The organism is Kitasatospora sp. NPDC004240, from assembly GCF_053603215.1.
The window spans coordinates 1-24545 of record NZ_JBSGFD010000009.1 but is presented as its reverse complement, the minus strand read 5'-3'; the positions used below and the strand labels follow the sequence as shown (position 1 = coordinate 24545).

Sequence of the window (24545 nt, the reverse complement as noted above, 5' to 3'; positions counted from 1 at the left end):
TACACCCGAATCAAACATGCGATCGAGTAGCGGGTCGGGGCGGGGGAAAACCGGTGGAACCGCCCCGGCCCGCTGGCTAGGTTCGGGGGATGACCACTCGCACGTTCCGCATCATGGTCCGCGGCGTCTTCGACGGGCTGACCGCCGAGCAGCGGGCCGACCTCCTCGCCCGGGCCGACGAGCACAGCGTGCTGCGCGCCGCCTTCACCGCCGAGGGCCACCTCAGTTACGACCTCACCGCCCGGGACGCCTTCACCTTCCGTTTCCTGGACTCGGGCGAGGCGGAGGAGGACATCCTCGCCGCCACCGAGCGCGCCGAGCGGGCCGCCCTCGGCTGGCTCGACGACCGCGGCTACGGCCACAAGAACCTCCGCGCCCAGGCCGAGGACCTCTCCCTGGCGGCCCTCGGCAAGCGGCAGCGCCGCGCCGCGCGCCAGGGTGCCTGAGCCGGCGGCCCCGTGTTCTGACCAGGTGTGATGACCTGCTAATGTTCTTCCTGTCGAGAGGGGAAGCCCTCCCGGACAGGCGTCAGAGGTGCTACCGGAGCACGTCCTACTTTCAGTAGGGAGAGTCCGTTCGACCCGGGCCTGGCGCTCCATCCGAAGCGGTCGTCCTGCCATGTGCGGGGCGGCCGCTTCGTCGTGCCCGCACCCCGGGGCCGTCCGCTCATGCGCCCCCCGTGCTCCGGGGCGGCTCCCGCTCCGCTCCCCACGCGCTCCGCGCGCCCCCCGGCGGGACCTCTCGCGCCCCCCGACGGGACCTCTCGCGCGCCCCGGCGGAGCTCCTCGCGCACCCCCGACGAGGCTCTCCACGGGTTCCCGGCGGGTGGGTAAATGGCCCAGATTCTGGCCTAAACCCGGCCGTGGTGCCGTGGACGGGCGGACAATCGGCCAAGGTCCCGTCCCAGGTGGCCGACGCCCGTGCGGCGGGGATGCGGGCGGATGGGCGCGCGGTCTGCGGATTCGCGGCCGCGAAGAGCTGACGTCTCGTCAACTATGTTGGCCGAAAAAGAGTCCCGAACATCTGAATATGCCATTGGAATGTTCGTCGTACGAGATCCGGCAGTAGCCTTCCGTATCGAAGCCGCCACTGCCCGTGGTGAGCCGGCCGTCGCCCTGCCCGGGCCCCCTCGGCCGCCCCAACCCTCCGCCATCCGTCCGTAAGGAGCCCGCGTGCCGGGTATCGACGAATGCCTGTCCGAGGCGATGACGATCGCCGGCGCCCGTTCCGTGAGCCTGGTCGACTGGAGCAGCGGACTCGCCCTCGGCAGCGCGGGCGTCGGCCCCAGCGGAGACCATGACACCGCGGCGGCGGAGGCGACCGACCTGATACGGGCGGCCGTGGAGAGCGAGAGTTTCACGGAGGACGAGGACCGGCGGGCCCCGCTGCAGGACATCATCGTCACCGCGGGCCGCAGTTACCACCTACTTTGCTTCATCGATACCGTCTTCGACAGCCGGCTCGTCCTGCACCTGTGGCTGGACCGCACCGAGGGCAACCTCGCCTCGGCCCGCTACCGCCTCCAGGCCATCGCCGAGGAGCTGGTGCTGGGATGACCGGCACCACCGGGGCCGCCCGGACCGTCCGCTACTGGCAGTCCCCGGGCGAGACCGTCGAACAGCTGGCCGCGGAACGCGCCACCGGCGTGCTGCGCGGTGACGCGGGCACCGTCTACCTCACCGACGGGCTGGTCGTCCACGCGGAGTCGGAGCTCGCCCCGGACCTGGCGGCCCTGCTGACCGGCTGCGGCCGGATCAGCCCCGAGGACTGGCGGGAGATCCTCCGGGTGCACGGCCCGGCCCGCCGGGTCGGCAGCGCGCTGGTCGAGGAAGGGCGGCTCACCCGGGGCGAGTTGGAGATCTGCCACCTCAACGCCCTGTACGACGCCGCGTTCTTCGCCCTCGACGGCACCAGCACGCTCTGCACCTACGAGCCCGGTGTCCGGCACTGGCTCGGACCGGTGTCGGCGGTCGGCGCCCGCCGGCTGCGGCACGAGACGACGCGCCGGCACGCCCTGCTGGAACGCATCTGGCCGTGGCCGCAGGTCGACACCGCGCCGGTGCGGGCCCTACGGGCGGCGGCGCTGCCGCCGGCGCCGCCGCCCCGGGCGCTGCCGGCCGTCCAGCCGCTCCAGGCCCTGCCGGCCGGGGGGCCGAGCGCCCTGCCCGAACGGCCGGCGCCGCAGCCCGGAGGTCCGGGACGGGCGGCCCGCACCGGGCCGCGGCACCCCAGCCGGCACCAGCGCGAACTGCTCGCCCACGCCGACGGCCGAAGAACCCCGGCGGAGCTCGCCCGGCTGCTGGGCCGCTCGGCCTTCGCGACCACGGCCGACATCCGCCGGCTCGCCGCCGCGGGGCTGCTCGCCACCCCCCGGCACGCGGCGGTCCCCGGCGCGACGCTGCGGGCCGACACCGTACGGCCGGCGGAGACGGTCCGCCCGGTGGACGGCGTGCCGCCCGCCCGGTCCGTGCCGCCCGCCCGGTCCGTCCCCCCGGGCCTTCACGACCCACCCGGCCCTCACGACCCCGCGCCGCCGGACGGGCCGGCGCGGCAGGCCGGGCCGGTGGGACGGACCTCCGCCGGTCTGCACCGGCGGGTCCCCGGCGCAGCCCTGGCCGCCGCGCCGGCGAGCGTCCGCCCGCGCCCGACCGACCCGGCGGCGGCCCACCCGCCGTCCGTGCTCGACCCGGACATCGCCCTGCTGATCAGGGTCCGAACCCTTCTGGAGGCCCGACTTTGAACTCTCCGCCCGCGACCCCGCTCTCCTGGCCATGAGGCGGGCGCTCAAGCAGCGTGTCGGAAGGAGACAACTGATCGCCTTGGAGACCGAGCTGCTGGCCGAACTCCGCGCCCTGAAGCACCGGGTGCCGCACCTGGCGGGCGGCCTGGTGGCCAGCGTGGACGGCCTGCTGGTCGCGCACGACACCCACGGGACCGAGCCCACGGGTCTGGCGGCGATGACCGCGGCGTCGCTCAGCCTGGCCCAGCGGCTCGCCGACACCACCGGCCAGGGCGACTTCCGGGAGTCCCTGGTCCGGGGCGAGCACGGCTACGTCGCCACCTACGCGGCGGGCGGCAGCTGCGTGCTGACCCTGCTGGCGCACCCGGACGTGAACGTCGGGCGGCTCCACCTGGAGGCCCGCCGATCCGCCCAGCGCGTCTCCGAGCTCCTCAGCGACTCCCTCACCCCCAAGGAGGTGGGCTGACCGCCGTCCCGGCCACCCATCCCCGACCGTCCCCCGTCCACCGACCTCACCCATCAGTCACCCCACACCGAAAGAACCGGAGTAACCGACATGACCGACGCCGCCGGCGCGCTCAAGCAGACCATGACCTCCATCGAGGGCGCCCTCGGGGCCGCACTCGTCGACTACAACAGCGGAATGGCGCTGGCCACCCTGGACGGCCCCGGTGGCCTGGACCTCAACGTGGCCGCCGCCGGGAACACCGACGTGGTGCGCGCCAAGATGCGCACCATGGACATGCTGGGCCTCGGGGACGGGATCGAGGACATCCTGATCACCCTCAGCAGTCAGTACCACCTGATCCGGCCGCTCACCGGACGCAGCGGCAAGGGCCTGTTCCTCTACCTGGCGCTGGACAAGCAGCGGGCCAACCTGGCGATGGCCCGGCACCAGCTCACCAAGATCGAGGCCGACATGGAGGTCTGACGCCGCCCCGCCCCTCCGGCGGGCCGTTGCGCCGAACGGGCTACGGACCCCGCGCCACCCGGCGCGGGGTCCGGCCCGGGCGCCGGTGGCGTCTGCCAGGCTGACAGCCGACCGCCGCCGCCCAGGCCGGCCGCGTGCCCGGAGGAGCCCCCATGCCCAGCAAGATCTTCGTCAACCTGCCCGTGAAGGACCTCGACCGCGCGGTGACGTTCTTCACCGCGCTCGGCTACACCGTCAACCCCAAGTTCACCGACGAGAACGCCGCGTGCCTGGTGATCAGCGACGACATCTACGCGATGCTGCTGGTGGAGCCGTTCTTCACCTCCTTCACCAAGAAGGGGATCCCGGACACCAGGACGCACGCGCAGGCCATCATCGCGCTGAGCGCCGACAGCCGCGCCGAGGTCGACGAACTGGTCGACAAGGCCGTCGCCGCCGGAGCCCGCGACGTGCCGCAGCCCTCCGAGGAGGACTTCATGTACGGGCGCGGCTTCGAGGACCTCGACGGCCACCTCTGGGAGGTGTTCTGGATGGACGAGGCCGCCGCCGGAGCCTGAGCCGCGGTTGAAGCCTGAACCGCCGCCGGAGCCTGAGCCGCCGCCGGGGCGGCGCGGGTCCGGGCGGTGCAGGTGCGGGCGGCGCGGTCCGGCCGCGTCCTACCGGGGTGCGGCCCAGACCACCTCGCCGCCCGCCAGGCCCTCGCACACCGCGCCTCCGGGCGTGAACACGCTCCACGGGGCCACCACCGCGTGCGGCGGCACCGACAGCGACTCGCCGCCGTCGAAGGCCAGTTCCAGCCCGCCGGCCAGGGTGACCCGCGCCGCGGCGACCGTACCGCCCACCAGGCCGAGCAGCCCGGCGGTGGGGGTGAACGTCAGCTCCGGGTAGAACTGCTCCACCTCGGACGGCGCGGCGAACCGGAACTCGTGCCCCACCCGCACGGTGACCGGCCCGTCGAGCACGACCTCCAACCGGGTGCCGCCGCTGACCTCCGTCACCCGGCGACCGGTCAGCACCTGCGCGATCGAGTTCTGCATGGGCCCAGTGTGACCCAGCCGGCCCGGCCCCGTCCGGTGCTCCGGCCGTAGTCCGGTCGGCCCCGACCGGCCGGCCCAGGTCAGTCGGCCGGCCGCCCGCCGACCAGCTCGACCGGACCGCCGGGCCGCCTGCGGCGGGCGAGCGCCGCGCGGGTACGGTCCCAGGCCGGCGCGGTGAGCAGCGCCCGCGCCTCCTCCGGCGGGCAGAGCCGCCACTCGGCCAGCTCGTCCTCGGCGGGCCGGATCCCGGCGAGCCAGCCGTCCGTGACCGTCCCGCCGTCGAAGAGGTACTGCAGCACCGGCAGGTCGTAGCGGCTGTACGCGCCCTCCCGCCCGGGCCCGGCGTGGGCGCGGCCCGGCTGCCAGTCCAGCGCCAGCAGGCGGCCCGGCCGGTGTTCCCGGCCCAGCTCCTCGCGGACCTCGCGGCGGGCGGCGGCCCGGGGCGCCTCACGGTCGGCCTCGACGCTGCCGCCGGGGAGGTCCCAGTGGTCGCCGGAGCCGGCGGCGAGACGGACCAGCAGCACCCGGCCCTCGGCATCGGTGAACACCGTCCGGGCCTTCGCCCGGACGCGCGGCAGCGAGGCGAGGAAGGCCGCCCGGTCGGGCGTGCCGGCCGCTCCCCGGCCGGCGGGGGTGGCACCGGTGAGGGTGACCCCAGCCAGGCCGGTGTACTCGGGCACCGGCCCGTCCTCCAGGTGCTCCAGGCTGTGGCCGACCGGGAACCCGTCCTCCAGCTCCAGCGGTCCGGCCGTGCGCGGCGCCCGCAGGCAGGCCGTGGCCCGCCGGGAGAGCCGGGGCGGCAGCGCGTGCCCCGCCTGCTCCGGCGTCAGCAGCGCCCAGCCGCCGACCTCCTCGGCGTCCGGCGCCAGCGCGGCCAGCTGGGCCGCGGTCAGCTCCGCCCAGTACAGGTGGGCGGCGATCGGCGGATGCTCGGGGAGCAGCGCCCAGTCGACGCAGGCGAGCGGGCCCAGGCGGACGGCGACGCCCAGTTCCTCGGCGATCTCGCGGACCGCCGTCCGGCGCGGCGAGAGGTCCTGCGGCTCCCAGCCGCCGCCGGGCACGGCCACCGGGTGCCGGTCGTCGTACGGCAGCCGCACCACCAGGACGCGCCCGCGTTCGTCGCGGAACAGCACCCCCGCCGCCGCCAGGAGCTCACGGCCCCGTTCCCGTTCCCGTCCACCGCTGGGCGCTGACGTCACTCGACGGATCCCCTCCCGCACCGGCTGTCCCGACAGTCGCTAGGACACCCGGCCCGCCGGCACGGTTCCCGGGGCGGTGCGGCCCGGGATGGTGCGTCCCGGGGTGGCGAGCGCGGCCGCGGCGGCGCGGGCCATCCGCTCGTCCAGGCGGGCGGTCGCGCCGCGCAGCCGCCCGTACGCCTCGGCGGCGGCCAGGGCGAGCAGCCCGGGCAGCAGGTCGGTGCTGCGCTCGGCGACCCAGCGGGTGCCCCGGGTGGCCATCCACCAGAGGTCGGCGGCCGGGGCCGGCGGGGGCCCGGCCGCCCCGGCGCGCGGGGGAGGGCCGAGCGGGTGGCCCAGCTCGGCGAGCCGGCGGTGGAACCCACGGGCGATCAGCTGGTGCCCGTCGGCGCTGGGGTGGAGCCGGTCCACGCTCAGCAGCCGCCGGTCGGCCGTCCACGGGAGCCCGGCCAGGTGCAGGTGGACCGCGTCGTGGCGCGCCGACAGGGCGTGGACCACGGTGTTCACCGCGCTCATCCGCCGGGCCAGCGGACGGGCGAGGGGCCCGGGCAGACGCAGCAGGACGCCGGGATCCGGGAGGCAGGCGGTGAGCGGCAGCGCCCCGGCGGCGCCCAGCTCGCCGAGCACGGTGTCCAGCTCCCGGGTGGTGCGGCGGATGTCGAACCCGCCCCGCAGGGTGTCGTTCCCACCGACCACCACGGAGGCCACCCGGGGGCGCAGCGCCAGTGCGGCGGGAAGCTGTCGCAGGGTCAGATCGGCGCTCAGCGCACCGCTGCGGGCGAGGTTGGTGAACTCGACGCTCCCCGGCTCCGGCCCCAGCGAGTCGGCCAGCAGCGCGGCCCACCCCCGCCATCCGCCCGCCACCGGATCGCCGACCCCCTCCGTGAGCGAGTCCCCGAGCGCCACGAACCGGATCACCTCCCGCTCCGCGACCAACGGGCCGGTCACCGCGCCGGTCACCGGGCCGCCCGTCCTTCCGCCACCTGGGAGGCCGGCCGGTCCGACGCCTCGCGCGCGCCGGCCGGGGGCAGGGCGTGGGCGCGGAGGAAGGCGTCCACGGCCGCCGGCCAGCCGTACGCGGCGGCGCGGGCGCGGGCGGTGGCGCGGCGTTCGGGTTCCGGCCGGGCCAGGACCTGCCGGACGGCCGCGGCGAAGCCCGCCGCGGTGTCGGCGGCCGCGACCCCGGCGGGGCCCACCAGGCCGGGCAGCGCCGAGGAGCGGCTGACCACCACCGGCGTCCCGCAGGCCAGGGCCTCCATCGCGGCGAGGCCGAAGGTCTCGATCGGGCCGGGGGCGAGCACCACGTCGGCGCAGCCGAGCAGCCCGGCCACGGCCCCGCGTCCGGAGAGGTGGCCGAGGAGGCGCACCGGCAGCCCGCGCCGGGCGGCCGAGTCGGCGAGCCGCTCGTGCAGCGGGCCGGTGCCGGCCACGGCCAGGACGGCCGGCACGCCGTCCGCGCGCAGTGCGGCCAGCGCGTCCAGGGCACGGCCCGGGCGCTTCTCGGCCGACAGCCGGGAGCACAGCACCAGCAGTGGCTGCCCGGGTTCGGCGTAGCGGGCCCGTACGGCGGCCCGGGCGGCCCCGGGCAGGGGGCGCAGGGCGGTCAGGTCGACCCCGAGCGGCGCGCGGACCACGTTCCGCACGCCCAGCCGGACGAACTCGGCGGCAGCCCAGTCGGTGGTGCACAGCACCGAGTCGTAGGCCCGCGCGGTACGGGAGTTGAGCCGGTCCGCCACGGTACGGGCGGCGCCGCCGGGCAGGCCCCAGGTGCGCAGCAGCCCGGTCGCGCTCTCGTGGGAGACCATCACCGAGCGGACGCCGTGCCGCCGGGCCCAGGCGCCGGTCCAGCGCAGGGTGGTGCGGTCGGAGACCTCCAGCCGGTCCGGGGCCAGCCGGGCCAGCTCGCGGGCGACCGCCCGCCGGTCGGTGAGCACCCGGTAGCCGCCGCTGCCGGGCAGGAGGGGCCCGGGCAGGGTGACCACCAGGCCCTGCTCGTCCTCCTCCTCGGCGTGCCGCGCCCCGGGCACGAGCAGCACCGGGCGGTGGCCGGCGGCCCGGTAGCCGGCGCCGAGGTGACGCAGGGCCGTCCGCAGCCCGCCCGAGACCGGGGTGACGAAGTTGGCCACCCGCACGATGGTCACCGCACCGGCGCTCATACCGGCTGCTCCTCCACCAGCGGCGGCACCAGAGGGGGTACCGGGCGGTGCGCCGCGCCGGGCGCCGGTAGGCCCTCGGCCTGGCGCCCGGACTCCGCGAGCACCTCCGCGTAGTGCCGCAGCAGCTGGTCCCCGACCGCCTCCCAGGTGCGGGCGGCGACCTCCGCGCGCCCGGCCCGCCCGTACGCCGCCCGCCGGTCCGGATCGGCGGCCAGCTCGGCGACCGCCCGGGTGACCGCCGCGCCGTCCCGGGGCGGGACGAGCAGTCCGGTGCGGTGGTGGGCGACCAGGTCGAGCGGTCCGCCGGCGGCCGGGCCGACCACCGGCAGGCCGCTGGCCATGGCCTCCTGGATGGTCTGGCAGAAGGTCTCCAGCGGCCCGGTGTGCACGAAGACGTCCAGGCTGGCGTAGCAGCGGGCGAGTTCCTCGCCGGTGCGGCGGCCGAGGAAGACGGCGCCGGGCATGGCGGCCCTCAGCCCGGGGGCGGACGGCCCGTCACCGATCACCACGACCCGTACCCCGGGCAGGGTGGCGGCGCCGGCGAGCAGGTCGACCCGCTTCTCGGGGGCGAGCCGGCCGACGTACCCGACCAGCACCTCGCCGCCGGGGGCGAGCGCCCGGCGCAGGACCTCGTCGCGGTGGCGCGGGTGGAAGCGGACGGAGTCGACCCCGCGCGGCCACAGCCGGACCCGGGGGACGCCGTGCGCGGTGAGGTCCTGCGCGGCGGGGGTGGACGGCGCCAGCGTCCGGGCGGCGGCGCGGTGGACGGCGCGGATGCGGTGCCAGGCGGCGGCCTCGCCGAGGCCCCGGCCGGCCCGGTAGGCGTGGGCGTAGCCGGCCAGGTCGGTCTGGTAGACGGCGACGGCGGGGACGTCGAGCCGGGCGGCGATCTGCGCCCCGCGCGCGCCGAGGACGAACGGGCTGGCCAGGTGCACCAGGTCGGGCCGGTGGCCGGCGACGGCGGCGGCGAGCCGGCGGCTGGGCAGGGCGATCCGCACCTGCGGGTAGCCGGGCAGCGGGACGGAGGGGACGCGGACCACCGGGATGCCGGCGACCTCGGTCGTGGCGGCGGCCCCGGTCACGGTGGCGGCCCCGGTCACGGCGGTGGTGGGGGCCGCGCCGGTCGTGGTGTCGGTGGTGGTGGGCCGGGTGGGGCCGGGGACGTCGGGGCCGGGGAAGGCGGGGGCGTCGGGGCCGGCACCGGCGGCGCCGAAGCCGTTCGGCGGGCAGTGGGCGCCCCGGGCCGGGGCGGGGGTGACGACCAGCGGCCGGTGGCCCCGGCGGATCAGGTGCTCGGCCGTCCGCAGCACGCTGTGGGCGACTCCGTTGACCTCGGGCGGGAAGGACTCGGTGACGATGACGACACGCATGCCATCGTTCTGTCCGCGCCCGGCGTGCGCCCGGCCACAGGGATCTGTCGCGCGAACGAACGCGGGTCGGCGATTTGTGCGTCGCCGACCCGCGGTGGTCCGTCGGGCTCATGAGGGCCGCGCCCCGGTGCGGCCGGGCCGCGGTGGGGCGGGGCCCTCCCGGTCTCAGGCCGGGGCGGGGGCCTCCTTGAGCTCCGCGTAGGGTGCGAGCTTGCGGATCGACTCGATGCTCTTGATGCAGTCGTCCCGGTTCTCCTGCGGGTCGCCGGTCACCACGATGGAGCCGTTGCTCGCCTTGAGCCGGAACCGGTGCATGCCGCTCTCGTCGGTGTAGAGCTCGAACTTTCCTGCCATGGAGATTTCACCTCTCGAATGGGTACGCCCCCGCAAGCCCCCTCCAGCGGCAACGTAGGTCCCGGGGACGCGCGCCGCATGTCGGACGGGGCTTTCGGGTCAGCAGGTGAGCACGGGCGTCGCCCAGTCGGCGTGGTCGCTGTGGCTGCCGTCGCCGCCGTCGGTGACCACCAGCCGCAGCTCGTCGCCGCCGGTGAGGTCGGCGGTCAGGCGCCTGGCGCCGCTCGCCGCGGTCACCACGCCGCTGTCGGCCACCTTGGTGTCGTCCTTCCAGATCTCGAAGGACACCGAACCGCGGCCCTGCGCCTCGGCGTCCACGCCGACCAGGGTGGTCAGCGAGGTGCAGGCGCCGCCGAGGTAGTAGACCACCTCGCTGAAGGCGTTGACGCCCAGGCCCTTCGGGTACGCGGTGCCGGCGATGGTCAGGGGGCCGCCGTCGCCGGCCAGGTTGTCGCCGTTGCTGGTGTCCTTCTCGACCGGGCCCCAGCCGTTGCCGGCGGAGGACCAGGCGAGGTCGGAGAGCTGGTGGGTGCCGGCGGCCGGGCCCGCGCCGCAGGCGATCCTCACGTCCGCCCAGTCGGCGTGGTCCCAGCCGCCGCCGTCCCCGGCGTCGGTGACGACCAGCCGGACGGCGGTGGCGCCGGTGAGGTCGGCGCTCAGCGCCTTGGCCGGGTCCTTCCCGGTGAGCCGGCCGCTGTCGGCGGCCAGGACGCCGTCCTTCCAGACCTGGAACACCACCGAGCCGTTGCCGTAGGCCTCGTCGTCGACGCCGACCCGGGCGACCAGGCCGCGGCAGGCGCCGCCGAGGTGGAAGCCGATGTCGCTGGGCCCGTGCACGCCGAGGCCCTTGGCGTAGGCGGTGCCGCGGATGCCGAGCGTGCGTCCGTCGCCGGCCGCGTGGTCGCCGTTGCTGCGGTCACGCTCGGGCGGGCCCCACGCGTTGGCCGCGGAGGCGAACGGCAGGTCGCTCAGCTGGGTCACCCCGGCGGGCGGCGCCACCGGCGAGGTCGGGGTGACCCGGAACATCACCGTGCCGTGGCCGGGCACGCTCGCGCTGATGGTGCCGTCCTCGCTGGTGCCGGTCTTCTTGGACCAGAGGTCCTTCAGCCTGTACGACTCGGCGCCGCCGATGCCGACGGCCTGCGCGGTGGTGGTGATGGTGGTCTCGTACGTGCCCTCGTTGGTGAGGGTGACGGAGCGGCTTCCGTCGGCGAGCGGCTTGGACATCACCACGAGCCCGTTCTCGCGGGAGACCACCGAGCCCTGCTTGCCCAGCGGGTCCTGGTCGACGGCGATCACGTCGGCGTTGGTGAGGATGTCGAAGGTCTGCTGCTGTGCGACCCGCAGGTCGGTGCCGATCAGCAGCGGGGCGGCCATCTGGGCCCAGAGGCTGAAGTGGGTGCGGTACTCGGTCTCGGTCATGCCGCCGTTGCCGACCTCCAGCATGTCGGGGTCGTTGAAGGCGCCGGCCTTGGCGTACTTGGCGAGGCCCTGGTTGGTCTGGGCGATGGAGATCATGCTCTGCCAGGTGTCGCTGATGTCGCCGGTGGTGCGCCAGGAGTTGCCGACCGTGGAGGCCCAGTTCCAGGGGCCGGTGCTGCCCCACTCGCAGATGCTGTAGAGGATCGGGCGGCCGGTGGCCTTCAGCGCGTCGCCCATCGCCTTGTAGCGGGCCTGCGCGTCGACGCCCCGGTTGTTGCAGTTGTCGTACTTGAGGTAGTCGACGCCCCAGGAGGCCCACAGATTGGCATCCTGCCGCTCGTGGCCGAGGGCGCCGGGGAAGCCCTTGACGTCGCAGGTGCGGTCGCCGGCGCTGGAGTAGATGCCGAACTTCAGTCCCTTGGCGTGGACGTAGTCGGCGAGCGCCTTGATCCCGTGGGGGAAGCGGACCGGGTCGGGGACGAGGTTGCCGGCCGCGTCCCGCTCCGGCAGGGCCCAGCAGTCGTCGAGGTTGACGTACCGGTAGCCGGCCTCCTTGAGGCCCTTGCTGACGAAGATGTCGGCGATGCCCTTGATCATCGCCTCGTCGAACTGGGCACCGCAGTGGGTGGAGTTCCAGTTGTTGAACCCCATCTGCGGGGTCGTGGCGAGACCGTTGTCGGCCGCCATCGCCGGTGGGGCGAAGGCGAGTTGGAGTCCGGTCAGGGCGACGCCCGTACCGGTGGCGAGGGCGAGCGCGGTCAGCGCCGCCGTGATGCGGTGAGCCGGTTTTCCGCCGCGGAATCGCAAGAGTCCTCCAGAAGGAAGGGAATCGAACGGAGTTGAGCGGGACAGCTGGCTTCGCGGTGGTGCGCCGCACCGGGGTGCGGCCGGCACCGGTGCGGGGCGGCCGGAGGCCGGCCCCGCACCGGGCGATCAAGGGGGGTCAGGACGCGTCTGACACGCCCTAGGACAGCAGCGTCCAGGACTGTCCGGGCGCCGCGCCGTCGGGCGTGTTGAGCACCACGGCGGAGGTTGGGGCCGCCTGCGGGGCGTCCAGGGCCAGCCCGGTGGCGACGTTGACGATGGTCAGCGCGCCGGTGGCGGTGTTCTGGGTGACGCGCCACTTCTGGTACGGGCTGTCGGGGTCGTACTGGTTGAGCACCCAGGCCGGACCGCCGGGGTGACCGCCGGTCAGCGTCCCGTGGACCTGGGTCGGGGTGTTGCAGTTGTCGGTGATGCGGACGGTGCCGTCGGCGTTGGCGGTGAACTGCCACTGCTCCGAGGTGTGGGTGCTCCACCAGGTGTTGATGTCGGTGGTCGAGCCGTCCTGGGCGCTGCAGGTGCCGCGGACCTCCAGGGCCTGGCCGTTGGTGCCGCCCGCGCTGAGGCCGTGGTGACGGCCGTCACCGATCACGGCCGCGGGGACGGTGGTCGGCAGCGGCTTGAGGCGGTACAGGGCGACGCCGTGCGGGGCCACCGAGGCGCTGACGGTGGAGGTGACGTTGCCGGTGGAGCCGGTCCACAGCTCCTTGGCGGAGTAGCCCGGCCCGGTCAGGCCGAGTTCCGCGAGGGTGGTGGAGACGGTCCTCGCGTAGTACGGGTCCTGGTTGACCAGCAGCACCGCGGTGTCGCCGTTGGCCAGTTGGCGCTTGAGCACGATCGGGGCGGTGGCGTCGTTCGGCGGGTTGCCGACCAGGGTGGCGGGCCTGGCCAGCGGGTCCTGGTCGATCGCGATGACGTCGGCGTTCTTGTAGATCTCCAGGGCGGAGTCGCTGATCCCGGTGGACCAGGTGTAGCCGTCCCTGGTGCGCCGGGAGTCGGCCGCGGTGCGCAGGTCGGCGCCGGTGATGAGCGGCGAGGCCATCATCGCCAGGACCGACATCTCGCTGCGCGACTCGGTGTCGGTCATCGGCTTGTGGCAGACGCAAGTGTCCGTCACCCCGTAGATGCCGTACGGGTTCTGCCAGCCCGCGAACATCATGTCCATGTCGTTCCAGCTGCCCGGGCGGACGTTGCCCGGGTAGCGCAGGGCGGTCCGCAGCTGCCCGTTGTACAGCACGCCCTCCAGGTCCGGCCCGCGGTCGCCGCCGATCCGGCACAGGTGGGCGACCCGGCCGCACCACACCCCGGTCGGGGCGTAGCCGGGCGCCTCCCGGGGCGGGGTCCCGGCCGCGACCACGGCCGGGTCGGTGCGGGCCGGGTCGTCGCCGGCCAGCAGGTGGGGGACGCCGGTGTGGACGGGCTGGGCGGAGACGCTGAGCGTGACCTTCGGCCGTCCCTGCGCGGCGGAGGCGGCGTCGAGGGCCCGATGGAAGTCCTGGACCCGGGCGTAGATGGACCGGGTGAGCTCCCGGCCGACGCCCTGGGTGCCGTAGTTGTGGCCGTCGGGGCCGATGATCGCCGGGCCGTACGGGCAGTCGTCGTACTTGACGTAGTCCACGCCCCAGGTGACGAAGTCGGCGGCGTCGACGGCCTCGTGGCCCAGGCTGCCGGGCCGGCCCTGGCAGGTGGTGTACGTGCTGGTGGCGTACAGGCCGAACTTCATGCCCTTGCTGTGGGCGTACCGGGACAGGTACTCGATGCCGTTGACCGTCCGGCCGTCGATCGTGCGCGAGGGGAACCGGGTGGGGTCGGGCATCAGGTGGCCGGTCGTCACGTCGAAGCCGTTGCCGTCCGTCCCGCTGACCGGGTTGCGGTTGGCGTCGTAGAGCTGCATCGCGCCGTCGGGGGTCTTGACCAGGTCGGTGGTCTGGCCGTCCCGGTGGCCCAGGGACCAGCCGTCGTCGATGGTCACGGTGTTGTAGCCGGCGGCGACCAGTCCGCGCGAGGACATGAAGTCGATCGTCTGGACGACCTCCTGCTGGGTGATCGCGGTGCCCATGGTGTTCCACGAGTTCCACCCCATCGGCGGGGTGAGGGCGAGGCCGTCGTCCAGGGCCGCCGCGGGGGGTGCGGTGGGGTCGAGGGCGACGGCGGCGAGGCCGGAGGCCGCCAGGGACAGGGCCAGCAGGGCGCGGGACAGCAGGCGTGGCGCGCGTCTGGGCATGGGCACTCCAAGGTGCGCTGGTGGGGGAGTTGGGGTTGGGGATCGGTTTCTGTCCGTTTTTCAAACAGAAAGCAACGCACCATAGTCATCGGCAGGACGGAAACTCAAGGGGTTTGACAGGAGCCTGACTGTCCGTCATCACCCCTGTGAAGCCTGTACTGTCATGGAGCATCACGGATCGGTCTCGGCCTGTCGACAGTCTTGACGCCGAGCCAATTCGAGGTGTGATATTTCACATTACGTTTAAATGTGTTGAGTTATGATGCCTTGGAGCCACCCACCCCATGCACGTGAGAAACCGCGGCCTCGCCGCCGGCGCCCTGCTGCTCGCCCTGGGCCTGACCGCCACCGCCTGCTCCGCCGGCCAGGGGTCCGGCGCGGACTCCGCCGCGGTGGCCCCGGTGAGCGGGCGGATCTCGATCACCTACCTGCAGAAGCAGGGCGACCAGGAGTACTTCGTCGGGGAGGCCGCCGGCGCCAGGGCCAGGGCCGCCGAGCTCGGCGTCGACCTCACGGTGGTCAACCTGGGCAACGATGCCGACGGGACGGTCGACGAGGTCGAGGCGGCCATCGCCCGGGGGGCCGACGGCATCATCGTGGTCGTCCCGGACCCCGCCGTCGGCCCCCGGATCGTGCGGGCCGCCCGGGACGCCAAGGTGGCCCTGCTGACCTCCGACGACCAGATCTGCGCCACCGGTCCCGACCCGGTGGTCTGCGCCAGGGCGGACCTGGTGCCGCGGGTCGGTTTCAGCGGCGCCCAGATGGGCGGCGAGGTCGGCAGGCGGGCCGCCGAGGAGTTCCGGAAGGCCGGCTGGAACCCCACCGAGACCCGGGCCGTCTCCGCCTGGAAGCAGGACGTCACCGTCTGCCGCGACCGGGTCCGGGCCGCCAAGGAGGCCTTCGGCGCCGTCGCACCCGGGGTCCGCCACCTCGACGTGGCCACCGACAACACCCCCGCCGGCGCCCTGGACAGGGTCGCCGCGACCGTCACCGCCAACCCGGGCGTCAGGAACTGGGTGGTCTGGGGCTGCAACGACGAGAACGTCCAGGGCGGCGTCACCGCCCTGCAGAACGCCGGCATCGGCGCCGACCGGGTCATCGGCGTCGGCCTCGGCGCCTACCTCGCCTGCAAGGACTGGAGCGGCAACAAGCCCTCCGGGATGAGGGCGGCGCTGTTCATCAACGGCAAGGACGTCGGCGCGCTCGCCGTCCAGACCGTGTACGACAGGCTCAGGAACGGCAAGGAGATGCCGGCGGAGACCCTCGCGAGGACCACCATGGTCGACCCGGCCGGCTGGAGGTCGGCGGGCGTCCCCTGCGGCTGACCCGGTGCCCGCGCGGGGGACGTGCGGGGCCCGGTCCTCAGCCGCCCGGGACCTGCGCGACGACCAGTTCCCCGACCGCCTCCGCGAGGACGCCCCGGGCCTGCGGGTTCAGCCCGGAGTCGGTGACGAACACGTCGATCTCGTCGAGCGCGGCGAAGCCGCTGAGCCCGACCACGCCCCACTTGGTGTGGTCGGCCACCACCACGACCCGGCGGGCGGAGGCGATCAGCGTGCGGTTGGTCTGCGACTCGGCGAGGTTCGGGGTGGTCAGACCGGCCTTCTCGGAGACCCCGTGGGCGCCCAGCACCAGCAGGTCGACGTGGAGCGAGCCGATCGACTGGTCGGCCAGCGGCCCGACCAGCGCGGCGGACGGGGTGGGCGCGCCCCCGGTCAGCAGCAGCGACGGGGCCCCCTGCTCCTGCCCCTGCCCGGCCGAGCGGATGAGGTCCGCGACCGGCAGCGAGTTGGTGATGACGGTCAGCCGCGGCACCCGCAGCAGTCGCGAGGCGACCGCGTACGCCGTGGTCCCCGCCGAGATCGCGATCACGCTGCCCGGCTCCACCAGCGCGGCCGCGGCGTCCGCGACGGCGGCCTTGGCGGCGGACTCCAGCCCGGACTTCGCCTCGAAGCCGGGCTCGTCGATGGCGGTCTCCGAGGCCGGGACGGCGCCGCCGTGCACCTTCTTCACCAGGCCCGCCCGTTCCAGGGCGTCCAGGTCTCGGCGCACGGTCATGTCGGAGACGCCCAGCTGCTCGACCAGCTCGGCGACCCGTACGGCGCCGCCGCGGCGGACCATCTCGGCGATCATCGCCTGCCGCTGGTGGGCCAGCATGCCGGTGTCGGCCATGTCCTCGTCCTCCCCGTCGTCCCGGTGCGGACGGACCGAAAGCAGCAGAAGCAAACAGTCAGGAAAGGATACTCAACCCGAACGCGCACGCGGCCGGTGCGGTGTCCTGCGCACCGGCCGCGCGCGTGCCGTCCCGCCGGCTCAGGCCAGACGGTCCGGCAGCGGGGCGAGCGCGTAGTTGGCCCAGACGAACGTGTCCATTTGGTGCTGGTCGCCGGAGAGGTTGACCACCCGGTCGACCTTGCCCTCGGCGTCGAAGTGCCAGACCAGCGCCCAGGTGGTGTCGACCCCGCCGGTGCCCTCGGTGGTCCAGCCGCGGTGGATGTCCACCACGTACTCCTCGTTGGCGCCGAAGAAGATCGGCTCCGCCTTGAACCCGGCCTTGCCCAGCTGGTCGAAGAAGGCCCGCACCTCGGCCACCCCGCGCTTGGTGCCGGACAGCGGGTGCCGGCCCGGGATGGTCCACTCGATGCCCTCGGCCAGCACCTCGCTCATCGCGTCGACGTCCCCGGCGCCGTAGGCCGCGAAGAAGGCCTCGATCGCCGCGACCTTCGGGTCCTTGGTCTCACTCATGGTTCCCCCTGGGATCCCCGTGGCCCGATCCCCCTGATCGGTGCCGCAGTGATCGTGCCCGGAGCGGCCGCCGGACTGCCAGTGCGGTCCCGGTATGTGAGACGGGCGCGCCGCCCCGGGGCCGGGCCCGGGGCGGCGCGGTCGCCGACGGCTCAGCCGCCGGTCACCGGGTAGTGGTCGGAGAGGTCCTGGTAGGTGTAGCTGCTGCCCCAACTGCTCACCGTCCAGGGCGCGCTGTGGAAGCGGTGGACATCGTTGACGTAGCCGGCCGGGCGGGCGTGGTCGGCCCGGTAGAGCACGTAGTCGAGGTCCTCGTTCGGCTCGCCCGGGTAGCGGTAGGCGGCGATCGAGTTGTCGGCGGTGTCGAAGGAGTTCGGCCACCCGGTCCGGCCGTCGGCGGGCGCCAGGCCGCCGTTGGCCAGCATCGACGGGTACTCGGAGCCGTGCGAGTCGACGTTGAGGTCGCCGGCGACCACGATCGGCTCGGCGGCCGGGATGTTCTTGGCGTCCAGGAAGGCCTTCATCGCCTTGAGCTGCGCCGCCCGTACGGTGGCCGGCTGGCCGGCCGAGCAGCCGCCGTCGGTGGACTGCAGGTGGGTGCCGACCACGTGCGTGCGCAGCCCGTCGACGTCGAGCACCGCGTAGACGAAGCCCTTGTTGGACCACCAGTCGGCCCCGCAGGCGTCCTTGAAGACGTACTGCTCCTTGCGCAGGATCGGCCACTTGCTGAGCAGCGTCACCCCGCCGTCCTCGGGCGTGGTGGAGCTGTAGCTGCCGCCGGTGGCGTCCCAGCCGCCGGTCGAGCGGCCGACCACGGGGGTGTGGTACGGGTACGCGGCGGAGGCCTGGGCGGTGAGCAGGTCGGAGGCGGCGTTGTCGAAGGCCTCCTGGAGGACGACCACGTCGTGGCCCTGGAAGAAGTCCGCGGCGGCGATGGCCCGGGCGCGGTGGTCCTGGCCCCAGTTGGGGTAGAGGCTCTTGCTCATCAGGAAGACGTTGTACGTCAGGACCTTGAGCGCGGGGACCGTGACCGTGGCGGCCCCGCCGGTCGCGGGGGCGGCGGCCCCGGGGGTCTCGGCGGCGGCGGTGGGCGCGGCGGCCAGCGGGGCGAGCAGGGCGGCCGAGGCGGCGCAGACCGCGGCGAGGCGGCGGCCCCGACGGAGGGTGGAGTTTGACATGGCCGCAGTCAACGCGGGGTCGGTCACGTCCGACAAGACGTCAGACGATAACCATATGAACTCAGAGGTAACTTAAAGCTGTCTGGCCAACTTGTCCTCCTGGAGTTCGACCTGCCTGGACAACTTCCCCGGCCACCACATGTGCCGGCCGATGTCCATGGTCAACGCGGTGACCAGCACCGACCGCACCACCAGGGTGTCCAGCAGCACCCCCAGCGCCACCGCGAAGCCGATCTCGGTGAACGCCACCACCGGCAGCGTGCCCAGCACCGCGAAGGTGCTCGCCAGGATCAGACCGGCCGAGGTGATCACCCCGCCGGTCGCGGCCAGTCCGGCCACCGCACCCCGGAACGTGCCGCGGTGCACGGACTCCTCCCGCACCCGGGTCATCAGGAAGATGTTGTAGTCGATGCCCAGCGCCACCAGGAAGACGAACACGAACAGCGGGAACGCGTGGTCCTGGCCCTCGAACCCGAAGGCGTGCTCGAACACGAAGGCGCTGATCCCCAGCGCCGCCGCGTACGACAGCACCACCGTCCCGATCAGCACCAGCGGCGCGGTCACCGCCCGCAGCAGCAGCCCCAGGATCAGCAGCACCACCCCGAGCACCAGCGGGATGATCGCCCGGTTGTCGTCCGCGGCGGCCCGTCCGGCGTCCAGCGCCACCGCCGTGCCGCCGCCCACCCTGGCGTCCGCGTCCGGCACGGCGTGCACCGCGGCGCGCAGCCGGTCCACGGTGTCCTCCGCGGCCTGGCTGTCCGGCGGGTCGGCCGGCGTCGCCTGGAACAGCGCCCGCCCGTCGTGCTCCACCGGCACCGTGGTCGAGGCGATGCCCGGCGTCGACTGCGCCACCGCCCGTACCTCGCCGGCCGTGGCGGCGGTGCTGATGACGGTCAGCGGGGCGCCCGTGCCGGCCGGGAAGTGCGCGGCCAGCACCTGCTGGCCGTCCACCGAGTCCGGCTTGCCGGTGAAGCTGCCGGCGGTGCTCAGCCCGGTCGCGTTGAGCGAGATCAACCCGAGGCAGCAGGCCGCCAGGGCCAGCGTGGTGACCCCCCAGACCTTGCGCGGACGCCGTCCGATCCAGGAGCCGACATGGGCCCAGCGACCGGAGGTGGTCGGCTCCGGCGTCCCATACCCGGGCTTCACCGGCCAGAACACCCAGCGGCCGACGATCACCAGCATCGCCGGCAGCAGGGTGAGCATCGCGGCCAGCGCCACCAGCACGCCGATCGCGCAGACCGGGCCGAGGCCCCGGGTGGAGTTCATCTCGGCGACCAGCAGGCAGAGCATCGAGGCGACCACCGTCGCCGAGCTCGCCAGGATCGCCGGGCCGGCGCGGTGCAGCGCGAAGGCCATCGCCTCGTGCCGGTCCTCGTGGCGGCGCAGCTCCTCCCGGTAGCGGGCCGTGATCAGCAGCGCGTAGTCGGTGCCCGCGCCCAGCACCAGCACGATCAGGATGCCGGCGCTCTGCGCGTTCACGGTCAGCCCGGCGTGCTCGGCCAGCAGGTAGATCACCGCCTGCGAGACGGCCAGCGAGACCGCCGCCGCCAGCAGCGGGAACAGCCACAGCACCGGGCTGCGGTAGGTGAGCAGCAGCAGGATGATCACCACGGCCACGGTGGCGAACAGCAGGGTGTCGTCGATGCCGGCGAAGGCCTCCGCCTGGTCGGCGCCGATCCCGGCCTGGCCGGTGACGTGGGTGGACATGCCGAGGTCGTCCGCGGCGACGGTGGCGCGCATGCTGTCCACGGCCGGGCGCAGGTCCTCCCAGCCGCCGGTGCCGATGTCGACCGGCACGATGGTCTGCATCGCCCGGCCGTCCTCCGACACCACCGGGCCGATGACCCGCCCCAGCACGTGCGGGGCGGCGGCGAACGCGGCCGCGTCCCGGGCGGCCTCCGCGCGGTCGGCCTCGGTGATCCCGTCGGGCCGCTCGTACACCACCACGGCCTGCAGGGTGTCCACCGGCTGGAAGGCACGCTGCTCCTTGAGCACGATGGTGGACTCGGCGCTGCCGGGCAGCCAGCTGGAGGCCTGGTTGTCCTCGGCCCCGGCGAGCTTCCCGGCGAGCGGGCCGGCCACCACCAGCAGCACCAGCCAGAGCGCCAGCACCACCCACTTGCTGCGGCGTCCGCACGGCAGGGCCGCGAGTCGGCGGGTCGGACTCATCATCAACCCCCAGGGGGCCCGGGACGGATTCGTCCCCAGCCTGCCACCGCACGCCGCACCCGGCAGCCCGGGCCCGCGCGGGTACCGCCGCCCGGGGGCACCCCGGTACGGCCACGGGTACGGCGCGGCGCGGGGTCAGGCGGGTACGGCGGCGCGCTCGCGCAGCCCCTTGAGGACGGCGATGTCCATCGCGTGCCCCGTCCCGTCACCGCCGTGCTTGCGGTCCGGCGTCTCCACGATCAGCGGGACGCCCGCCGTCGCCGGGTGCTCGAACAGCTCGCGGAACGGCTCCGCGCCGATGTGCCCGGCCCCGATGCTGGCGTGCCGGTCCTTGCGCGCGCCGACCGTGTCCTCGGAGTCGTTGGCGTGGATCAGCCGCAGCCGTCCGGGACCGGCCGCCGCGACCAGCTCGTCCAGTACCGCCCGGACGCCGCCGGGCTCCGCCAGGTCGTGGCCGGCCGCGAAGGCGTGGCAGGTGTCCAGGCAGACGCCGACCCGCGGATGGCCGTCCAGCGCCTCGACGTACTCGGCCAGGTCCGCCATCCGCGAGCAGAGCGAGCTGCCCTGACCGGCCGTGGGCTCCAGCAGCAGCCAGGGCGCCGGCCCGCCGAGCGGGTCGAGGTCCGCCAGCGTGTCCAGCTCGTCCAGCAGGGGACGGACGTCCTCGCGCACCTGCGCCATCGCCTCGGCCCGGCGCGAACCCCCGCCGGCCGCGGTGCCCACCGCCGAACCGGTGTGCAGCACCACGCCCAGCGCCCCGATCGCCCGCCCGCGCAGCAGCGAGTGCCGCAGCGAGAGGGCCGAGCGCTCCCGGGTGGCCGGGTTGTCCGAGCCGAAGTTGATCAGGTACGGCGCGTGGACGTACGCCGGGACGCCCTGCTCCGCGCAGGCGGTGCGGAACGCCTCGTCCTGCGCCGGGTTGCCCGGGGGAGTGGCCCAGCCGCGCGGGTTCGCCACGAACACCTGCACCGCCTCGGCGCCGACCCGCCGCGCGTACGCCAGTCCGGTGCCGGCCAGGCCCCGGGCGGCCACCGGCACGTGCGCGCCCACCGGGTTGCGGGCCGCGGCCGGGTCCTGCGCGGGGGCGGGGCCGCGGCTGCCCAGCGGGGCGAGCGGGTCGCGGACGCCGGGCTGGGCGGGGACGCCGGGCTGGGCGGGGACGCCGGGCCGGGTGGGGACGCCGGGCTGGGCGGGGATGCCGGGTTGGACGGGGGCGGGCGGCGGCGCGGCGTTCATGCCCCGAGCATGCCACGCCCGGCGGGCCGCCCCGTCCACACCCCGGCGACCCCTCGTTCCCCCCACCGGCCGACGGTCCGTCAGCCCCGCAGCCCTCCCTGGTGGCGGGCCCCGGCAGGCGCCCATAGCGTCGGTTCGGCCGACCCCCACACGGGCCGTCATCCATCGCGCACACCGTGTCACCGCGCCGGGGTCCCCGCGAGCGCGGCGAGAAAGCAGGTCAACCACTCATGTCCACGCGACGGGTCCACCACCTCGCCGCGGCCACCGCGGCCGCCCTGACCACCGTCCTGTCCACCCTCGGCGCCGCCCCCGCGGCCCACGCCCTCGGCACGCTGCACCTCGTTCAGCCCGGAGAATCGATTCAGCAGGCCCTGGACGCCGCCCGACCCGGCGACACCGTCCAGCTGCTCCCCGGCACCTACCCCGGCAGCGTCCGCATCACCACCTCCGGCGTCACCCTGCGCGGCACCGGACCGACCACCGTGATCACCCCCCGTACGGACGGCACCGGACAGGAGGACGCCGTCTGCGCCACCGCCGGCCACGGCCTCTGCGTCGCCGGCACCGAGGGCCACCGGCTGAGTGACGTCAGGATCGAGGCGCTCACCGTCGCCGGGTTCCCCAAGAACGGCGTCGACGCCACCGAGACCACCGGGATGACCGTCCGCGCGGTGCACGTCCGGGACAACGGCCAGCAGGGCATCGCCCAGGAGAAGTCCGTCCGCGCCGTGATCACCGGCAACACCGCCACCCGCAACGGCCAGTCCGGCGTCTTCCTCGCCAACACCGTGAACCACGAGGGCGGCGCGCTCGACACCGAGGGCACCGTGATCAGCGGCAACCGGCTCACCGAGAACCGGATCGGCGTCACCATCCGGCGCGCCCGCACCCTGAGCGTCGACCAGAACGCCATCAGCGGCAACTGCGGCGGCGTCTTCGTCGTCGGCGACGAGAGCGTGCCCCGGGCCGGCGCCCTCACGGTCAGCCGCAACCGGGTCATCGCCAACAACAAGTACTGCCCGCCCACCCCCCGCCTCGACCACATCCAGGGCACCGGCATCCTCCTCACCGGCGCCGAGGACACCCAGGTGACCGGCAACCAGGTGCGCGACAACGTCGGCGCCTCCACGATGTCCGGCGGCATCGTGCTCTTCCGCAGCGTGGTCGGCGTGCCCAACGCCAACAACTCCGTCACCGGCAACCAGCTGGACGGCAACCTGCCGGCCGACCTCGCCGACCGCGACACCGGCACCACCAACACCTGGGCCCGCAACCACTGCTCGGTCTCCGAGCCGGCCGGCCACTGCTGACGCCACCGCCCACCCGACCCGCGACCCCACCCCTGAAGGACGCACATGACCACCGCACCAGCCACCACCCCACAGGCCGCCATGCGCCTGCGGGAGCTCGTCTTCGGCGCCGCCTGCGCCGCCGCCGTCCGCGCGGCCGCCAGGCTCGGCGTCGCCGACGCGCTCGGCGAGACCCCGGCCGACGTCACCGAACTCGCCGCCACCCTCGGCACCGAGCCCAAGCAACTGCGCCGCCTGATGCGCGCCCTCACCTGCTACGGCATCTTCAACGAACTCGACGGCGACCGCTTCGAGCACACCGAGATGTCCCGGCTGCTGCGCGAGGACGCGCCCAACTCGCTGCGCTACATCTCCCTCTGGTGCACCGAGCCGTGGACCTGGGAGGCCTGGCCGAAGCTCGACGAGGCCGTGCGCTCCGGGCGCAACGTCTTCCCCGAGCTGTTCGGCAAGGAGTTCTTCGACTACCTGCACAGCGAGGGCGGCGACTCGGCCAAGGTCTTCGACAAGGCGATGACCACCTCCAGCCGGCAGTCCGCCCGGGACTTCGCCGACTACCTCGACCTCACCGGCGTGGCCTCGGTCGTCGACATCGGCGGCGGCCAGGGCCACGTCCTGGCCAGCCTGCTGGAGAAGCACCCCGGGCTGCACGGCACCCTGCTGGACCTGCCCAAGGTGGTCGCCGGCGCCGATCCCCGGCTGCGCGAGGGCGGCGCCTTCGCCGACCGCGCCCGGCTGGTGCCCGGCGACTGCCGGGTGGACATCCCGGTCCGCGCCGACCTCTACATCATCAAGAACATCCTGGAGTGGGACGACGACTCCACCCGCCGCACCCTGGCCAACGTGGTGCGCGTCGCGCCCCCCGGCGCCCGCGTGGTGGTCGTGGAGAACCTGGTCGACGACAGCCCCTCGATGCGGTTCACCACCGCGATGGACCTGATGCTGATGCTCAACGTCGGCGGCGCCAAGCACTCCGAGAAGAGCATGGTCCGGCTGATGACCGAGGCCGGCCTGGACGTCTCGGACGTCCGCCCGGTCAACCCGTACCTGCACGCCTTCGAGAGCACCGTGCGGCGCTGAGCCCCGCGGCACGACAGGACCGCCGGCCCCTCCCGGGAGGGGCCGGCGGTCCTGTCGTGATTCCCGGACGCCTCAGGCCTTGCGCGAGGACTCCAGGTGCGCGAACACCACCACGTTGTCCGGGTAGTCCTTGCGCTTCTTGTCGTACGTGCCGCCGCAGGTGATCAGCCGCAGCTGCGCGTCGGGGGTCTTCCCGTACACCTGCTGGTCGGGGAAGGCGTCCTTGCGGAAGGTCTGCACCGAGTCCACGGCGAACACCGCGACCGTGCCGTCCGCCCGGACCACCTCGACCCGGTTCCCCGGCACCAGCAGGCTCAGCAGCAGGAACACCGCCGGGCCCGTACGGGTGTCCACGTGACCGGCCAGGACGGCGGCGCCGCGCTCGCCCGGGGAGACCCCGTCGCGGTACCAGCCCACCAGGTTCCGGTCGTCCGGCGGCGGGGCGTTGAGCGCCCCGGCCGCGTCCAGCGTCAGCTCGGTGAACGGCGCGTCCACCCCGATCTGCGCGATCCGCAGCCGGGTCGGCCTGGAGCGCTTCAGCGGCGCCGCCGCGGCCGCGGGGGACGCCGCCC

The 24545-nt window shown here is 74.5% G+C and carries 23 protein-coding genes; 9 read left to right on the top strand and 14 right to left on the bottom strand.

Translation table 11 applies throughout. The features are described from left to right. The first annotated feature begins 89 nt into the window (after positions 1-89). The 6 genes from ACWEQL_RS04415 to ACWEQL_RS04390 all read left to right on the top strand — a co-directional run bounded on the left by ACWEQL_RS04415 (position 90) and on the right by ACWEQL_RS04390 (position 4228). Positions 90-446 carry a DUF6204 family protein gene (locus ACWEQL_RS04415; protein WP_452148647.1) on the top strand — a complete coding sequence of 119 codons (357 nt, stop codon included), beginning with the start codon at positions 90-92 and terminating at the stop codon, positions 444-446. A 726-nt stretch (positions 447-1172) separates the two neighbouring features. After that, positions 1173-1556, top strand: a complete 384-nt coding sequence (locus ACWEQL_RS04410) for a hypothetical protein (protein ID WP_452148646.1) — start codon at positions 1173-1175, stop codon at positions 1554-1556. Continuing rightward, positions 1553-2740, top strand: coding sequence for a hypothetical protein (locus tag ACWEQL_RS04405; RefSeq protein ID WP_452148645.1), 1188 nt, complete (start codon positions 1553-1555; stop codon positions 2738-2740). The genes ACWEQL_RS04410 and ACWEQL_RS04405 overlap by 4 nt, the downstream gene beginning before the upstream one ends. Before the next feature lie 79 nt (positions 2741-2819). After that, a complete protein-coding gene (locus ACWEQL_RS04400) occupies positions 2820-3206 on the top strand; it encodes a roadblock/LC7 domain-containing protein (protein ID WP_452148644.1) in 387 nt (128 codons plus the stop codon). A 90-nt stretch (positions 3207-3296) separates the two neighbouring features. Further along, positions 3297-3671, top strand: a complete 375-nt coding sequence (locus tag ACWEQL_RS04395) for a hypothetical protein (protein ID WP_452148643.1) — start codon at positions 3297-3299, stop codon at positions 3669-3671. A gap of 152 nt (positions 3672-3823) precedes the next feature. Beyond that, positions 3824-4228 carry a VOC family protein gene (locus ACWEQL_RS04390; protein ID WP_452148642.1) on the top strand — a complete coding sequence of 135 codons (405 nt, stop codon included), beginning with the start codon at positions 3824-3826 and terminating at the stop codon, positions 4226-4228. A gap of 99 nt (positions 4229-4327) precedes the next feature. Here ACWEQL_RS04390 and ACWEQL_RS04385 read toward each other — a convergent pair whose 3' ends face one another. The 8 genes from ACWEQL_RS04385 to ACWEQL_RS04350 all read right to left on the bottom strand — a co-directional run bounded on the left by ACWEQL_RS04385 (position 4328) and on the right by ACWEQL_RS04350 (position 14255). After that, entirely contained in the window at positions 4328-4708 is a 381-nt protein-coding gene (locus ACWEQL_RS04385) for a DUF6188 family protein (RefSeq protein ID WP_452148641.1), read from the bottom strand. 80 nt (positions 4709-4788) lie between these two features. Next, positions 4789-5907, bottom strand: coding sequence for an NUDIX domain-containing protein (locus tag ACWEQL_RS04380; protein ID WP_452148640.1), 1119 nt, complete (start codon positions 5905-5907; stop codon positions 4789-4791). A gap of 39 nt (positions 5908-5946) precedes the next feature. Then, the gene (locus tag ACWEQL_RS04375) at positions 5947-6867 is read right to left on the bottom strand and encodes an SGNH/GDSL hydrolase family protein (protein WP_452148639.1); all 921 of its coding nucleotides are present in this window, start codon (positions 6865-6867) and stop codon (positions 5947-5949) included. Then, positions 6864-8063 (bottom strand): glycosyltransferase, encoded by a 1200-nt coding sequence (locus ACWEQL_RS04370; protein ID WP_452148638.1) that lies wholly within the window; start codon positions 8061-8063, stop codon positions 6864-6866. The genes ACWEQL_RS04375 and ACWEQL_RS04370 overlap by 4 nt, the downstream gene beginning before the upstream one ends. Next, positions 8060-9433: a glycosyltransferase family 4 protein gene (locus ACWEQL_RS04365; protein ID WP_452148637.1), complete on the bottom strand. Its 1374-nt coding sequence runs from the start codon at positions 9431-9433 to the stop codon at positions 8060-8062. The genes ACWEQL_RS04370 and ACWEQL_RS04365 overlap by 4 nt, the downstream gene beginning before the upstream one ends. Before the next feature lie 165 nt (positions 9434-9598). Continuing rightward, the gene (locus ACWEQL_RS04360) at positions 9599-9787 is read right to left on the bottom strand and encodes a YegP family protein (RefSeq protein WP_452148636.1); all 189 of its coding nucleotides are present in this window, start codon (positions 9785-9787) and stop codon (positions 9599-9601) included. Between the two features lie 99 nt (positions 9788-9886). Then, a complete protein-coding gene (locus ACWEQL_RS04355) occupies positions 9887-12016 on the bottom strand; it encodes an NPCBM/NEW2 domain-containing protein (protein WP_452148635.1) in 2130 nt (709 codons plus the stop codon). Positions 12017-12173: 157 nt separating this feature from the next. Further along, positions 12174-14255, bottom strand: a complete 2082-nt coding sequence (locus tag ACWEQL_RS04350; protein ID WP_452148634.1) for an alpha-galactosidase — start codon at positions 14253-14255, stop codon at positions 12174-12176. Between the two features lie 284 nt (positions 14256-14539). Here ACWEQL_RS04350 and ACWEQL_RS04345 point away from each other — a divergent pair, with 284 nt between their 5' ends. Further along, the gene (locus tag ACWEQL_RS04345; protein WP_452148633.1) at positions 14540-15580 is read left to right on the top strand and encodes a substrate-binding domain-containing protein; all 1041 of its coding nucleotides are present in this window, start codon (positions 14540-14542) and stop codon (positions 15578-15580) included. Positions 15581-15617: 37 nt separating this feature from the next. Here ACWEQL_RS04345 and ACWEQL_RS04340 read toward each other — a convergent pair whose 3' ends face one another. The 5 genes from ACWEQL_RS04340 to ACWEQL_RS04320 all read right to left on the bottom strand — a co-directional run bounded on the left by ACWEQL_RS04340 (position 15618) and on the right by ACWEQL_RS04320 (position 21451). Next, entirely contained in the window at positions 15618-16427 is an 810-nt protein-coding gene (locus tag ACWEQL_RS04340; protein WP_452148695.1) for a DeoR/GlpR family DNA-binding transcription regulator, read from the bottom strand. Positions 16428-16568: 141 nt separating this feature from the next. Then, positions 16569-17000 carry a nuclear transport factor 2 family protein gene (locus ACWEQL_RS04335; RefSeq protein WP_452148632.1) on the bottom strand — a complete coding sequence of 144 codons (432 nt, stop codon included), beginning with the start codon at positions 16998-17000 and terminating at the stop codon, positions 16569-16571. Positions 17001-17152: 152 nt separating this feature from the next. Next, positions 17153-18178 (bottom strand): sphingomyelin phosphodiesterase, encoded by a 1026-nt coding sequence (gene sph / locus ACWEQL_RS04330; RefSeq protein ID WP_452148631.1) that lies wholly within the window; start codon positions 18176-18178, stop codon positions 17153-17155. A 72-nt stretch (positions 18179-18250) separates the two neighbouring features. Continuing rightward, positions 18251-20347 carry an MMPL family transporter gene (locus tag ACWEQL_RS04325; protein WP_452148694.1) on the bottom strand — a complete coding sequence of 699 codons (2097 nt, stop codon included), beginning with the start codon at positions 20345-20347 and terminating at the stop codon, positions 18251-18253. A gap of 135 nt (positions 20348-20482) precedes the next feature. After that, on the bottom strand, positions 20483-21451 hold the full coding sequence (locus ACWEQL_RS04320) for a deoxyribonuclease IV (protein WP_452148693.1): 969 nt from the start codon (positions 21449-21451) through the stop codon (positions 20483-20485). 362 nt (positions 21452-21813) lie between these two features. On the opposite strand from ACWEQL_RS04320, the gene ACWEQL_RS04315 reads away from it, so the two are divergent. Together ACWEQL_RS04315 and ACWEQL_RS04310 are read left to right on the top strand one after the other, a co-directional pair. Continuing rightward, entirely contained in the window at positions 21814-22896 is a 1083-nt protein-coding gene (locus ACWEQL_RS04315; RefSeq protein ID WP_452148630.1) for a right-handed parallel beta-helix repeat-containing protein, read from the top strand. Positions 22897-22941: 45 nt separating this feature from the next. After that, a complete protein-coding gene (locus ACWEQL_RS04310; protein WP_452148629.1) occupies positions 22942-23973 on the top strand; it encodes a methyltransferase in 1032 nt (343 codons plus the stop codon). Between the two features lie 72 nt (positions 23974-24045). On the opposite strand, the gene ACWEQL_RS04305 is transcribed toward ACWEQL_RS04310, so the two are convergent. After that, the coding region (locus tag ACWEQL_RS04305; RefSeq protein WP_452148628.1) for a class F sortase at positions 24046-24545 on the bottom strand (500 nt) is incomplete at its 5' end.

Coding starts and splice junctions, on each gene's coding strand:
- ACWEQL_RS04415 (WP_452148647.1), top strand. CDS start 90: ATGACCACTCGCACGTTCCGCATCATGGTCCGCGGCGTCTTCGACGGG.
- ACWEQL_RS04405 (WP_452148645.1), top strand. CDS start 1,553: ATGACCGGCACCACCGGGGCCGCCCGGACCGTCCGCTACTGGCAGTCC.
- ACWEQL_RS04395 (WP_452148643.1), top strand. CDS start 3,297: ATGACCGACGCCGCCGGCGCGCTCAAGCAGACCATGACCTCCATCGAG.
- ACWEQL_RS04390 (WP_452148642.1), top strand. CDS start 3,824: ATGCCCAGCAAGATCTTCGTCAACCTGCCCGTGAAGGACCTCGACCGC.
- ACWEQL_RS04385 (WP_452148641.1), bottom strand. CDS start 4,708: ATGCAGAACTCGATCGCGCAGGTGCTGACCGGTCGCCGGGTGACGGAG.
- ACWEQL_RS04370 (WP_452148638.1), bottom strand. CDS start 8,063: ATGAGCGCCGGTGCGGTGACCATCGTGCGGGTGGCCAACTTCGTCACC.
- ACWEQL_RS04365 (WP_452148637.1), bottom strand. CDS start 9,433: ATGCGTGTCGTCATCGTCACCGAGTCCTTCCCGCCCGAGGTCAACGGA.
- ACWEQL_RS04360 (WP_452148636.1), bottom strand. CDS start 9,787: ATGGCAGGAAAGTTCGAGCTCTACACCGACGAGAGCGGCATGCACCGG.
- ACWEQL_RS04350 (WP_452148634.1), bottom strand. CDS start 14,255: ATGCCCAGACGCGCGCCACGCCTGCTGTCCCGCGCCCTGCTGGCCCTG.
- ACWEQL_RS04345 (WP_452148633.1), top strand. CDS start 14,540: ATGCACGTGAGAAACCGCGGCCTCGCCGCCGGCGCCCTGCTGCTCGCC.
- ACWEQL_RS04340 (WP_452148695.1), bottom strand. CDS start 16,427: ATGGCCGACACCGGCATGCTGGCCCACCAGCGGCAGGCGATGATCGCC.
- ACWEQL_RS04335 (WP_452148632.1), bottom strand. CDS start 17,000: ATGAGTGAGACCAAGGACCCGAAGGTCGCGGCGATCGAGGCCTTCTTC.
- sph (WP_452148631.1), bottom strand. CDS start 18,178: ATGTCAAACTCCACCCTCCGTCGGGGCCGCCGCCTCGCCGCGGTCTGC.
- ACWEQL_RS04325 (WP_452148694.1), bottom strand. CDS start 20,347: ATGAGTCCGACCCGCCGACTCGCGGCCCTGCCGTGCGGACGCCGCAGC.
- ACWEQL_RS04315 (WP_452148630.1), top strand. CDS start 21,814: ATGTCCACGCGACGGGTCCACCACCTCGCCGCGGCCACCGCGGCCGCC.
- ACWEQL_RS04310 (WP_452148629.1), top strand. CDS start 22,942: ATGACCACCGCACCAGCCACCACCCCACAGGCCGCCATGCGCCTGCGG.